The organism is Nocardioides dubius (assembly GCF_039528155.1).
GTDB lineage: Bacteria > Actinomycetota > Actinomycetes > Propionibacteriales > Nocardioidaceae > Nocardioides > Nocardioides dubius.
Map to the genome: position 1 here is coordinate 1 of NZ_BAAALG010000025.1, position 1,572 is coordinate 1,572.

The 1,572-nt window shown below is 63.1% G+C and carries 2 protein-coding genes; both read right to left on the bottom strand.

Annotated features, from left to right (window positions below):
• Nucleotides 1-426: 426 nt before the first annotated feature.
• Nucleotides 427-615, bottom strand: coding sequence for a hypothetical protein (locus ABD151_RS21880; RefSeq protein WP_343996996.1), 189 nt, complete (start codon nt 613-615; stop codon nt 427-429).
• Between the two features lie 320 nt (nt 616-935).
• The coding region (locus tag ABD151_RS21885) for a hypothetical protein (protein ID WP_343996997.1) at nt 936-1,572 on the bottom strand (637 nt) is incomplete at its 5' end.

Below are 1,572 nucleotides of genomic sequence, written 5' to 3' on the forward strand. Positions count from 1 at the left end.
GGTTCCGCGCCTGAGGCGCGGGCGACCACCCCGAGCTTCCTGCCTGGGGTGCAGGCGTGAGCGAGAACGCCGCCGGCGCGTGGCCAGCGGCGTCCTGCTTCATGCGAGTGACGTCAGGCGTCGCGGATCACGCGTCCTGATCGCCGAGGTCGCGCCGACTGACCCGCCGCTTCTTCCCGATCGTACGGAGCACCGCCCACGGTTCGCGCACAGCGCGACCGTTACGACGGTTCTTGTGAGGCTTGCAGAGCTGACAGCCCTTGTGCTGCCGATGAGGTGAATGAGCCATCCGTGGCTCTCCTTTACGTGGTCAACACCCGCCACGCAGGGCGGGGTTGGGATGCCACGGAAGTCATGGGGTGAGCGTAGCCGCGGGTGCCGACTGATCTGGGAGCTATCGGCGTCGCGCCGACAGCATGTCTCGACTCAGTTCCCCTCGAACGTCACGAAGCCGTTCCAGAGCGGATTCCAGGTTCGTCGTGTCAGGTAGCCCGTGAGTGCTTGGGCGACCTGTGCGGCGAGCGGATCGTGCAACCGCTCCGCGACGAACGCGATCTCCTCCAGCAGTGACTCACACCTGGCCCGATTCAGTTGGATGGTGTCCGGACCGACCAACGTAGGCAGGGTATGAAGCTCATAAGCACCCGCCACGCGGGCCAACCGAGTGAACAAGCTCTCCGAACTCCGCAGCGCATCTCGGTCTGATTCGACCGCATACAAGCCGACTGCCGGATCGTCGGCGTACGACGCGGGGTCGGGGTTGTCAGCGAACCTATCGCTGATCACGTCAGCGCAGATCGATGGCCGCGGCCGTGACCGGTCGTCGTTATGTGACAAGCGGCGCTATGACGCGGCGCAGCAGCGGCCCGCCCAATTGGTCGCCAGGCTGCCGTCCGATTCTGCACCACCGTGGCTGTGGCCAACTACTGGTGGAGTTAGAGCTTCCGGGCACGCCCAATGCGCTCGAACTCCTCACGCGCAGCGAGGATCCGCTTGCCGCATGCGATGCCTGCGTCACGCGCTTGGTCGGCCTCGACCCAGCCTGCGCCGCGCATTCTCCGCAGATCCTCACCGTCGTATGCGCGGTAGGTCCAAGTGGGGTCGGTTACCTGCTTGCGCGCATTGAGATGATCAACGCCTTCGCCGTTGAGTGCCGTCCAATCGAGAAACTGGTTGATCGCGGCTTCGAGAAGCGCGAGCGGCTTGACGAGTTCGGCGTCATCGACCATCCGATGCCTGCTGATGACACTGAGTACGCCCTGAAGTGCGTCGATGTCACCCGCCTTCCACATCTTTGCACTAAACAAGGCGTCTAGCCATTGGAACAACTTGCCGTCGCGGGGGAACGAATCTATCACGGCGGCGAACATCTGCTTATCGCGATCTGTGGGCTTTCGACGAAGCTCCTCGAGTGCTCGTTGCGAATTATCGAGTTCGGCCGTCAGTCTCCTCACCTTCACCTTAAGGTTTGCGCACTCAGTTACCAGTTCGCTGTTTCGGTCGACGGTGGCCTCCCGTTCTCGCACGGCGGTAGTGAACTTTGTGCGTTCGGATTGGAGTGCGGCGTGATCG